1 protein-coding gene is annotated in these 528 nt (G+C 51.9%); it reads right to left on the reverse strand.

Annotation, left to right across the window (positions count from 1 at the left end):
* On the reverse strand, nucleotides 1-528 hold a 528-nt coding region (locus tag ACYVTD_RS16050; protein ID WP_461248683.1), incomplete at both ends, for a P-type ATPase.

A 528-nucleotide genomic window follows, 5' to 3' on the forward strand; every position in this document is an offset into this window, starting at 1 on the left:
GATAAGAACCCATGATACCGAACTTACCCCTTTTTCAAAACTTGTGGGCGGCGCCTTTGTCTGAAGCTGTTTTGCGATGGAGCCGAGGTACGTGTCGTCGCCTACGGTAACGGCGACCGCGGTCGCGGAGCCTGAGATTACGTTTGTTCCCATAAAGGCGAGGTTTTTGTAATCAAGCGGATTTTTACTCGCGCTTATCGCGGGGCTTGCGAATTTTTCAACGGGTTCGCTTTCGCCCGTAAGGGAGGCCTGGCTTATAAAAAGGTCTTTCGCCGTAATTATACGCATGTCCGCCGGAACCATGTCGCCGGCCGCGAGGTAAACCATGTCCCCCACGACGACTTCGTCCATCGGGATTTCTTTTTTTTCGGAAATCGTGTCGCCCGATTCTTCGTCATGAAATTTTCTCGCGACGCAGACCGTGGTTTCTACCATCTCGGAAAGGTGTTTCGCGGCGTTTCCGCTTCGGAATTCCTGGATAAACCTGAGAAGGCCGGAGACGACGACCATCGTCATAATGATGATAAT

Source organism: Treponema sp. R6D11 (genome assembly GCF_054786075.1).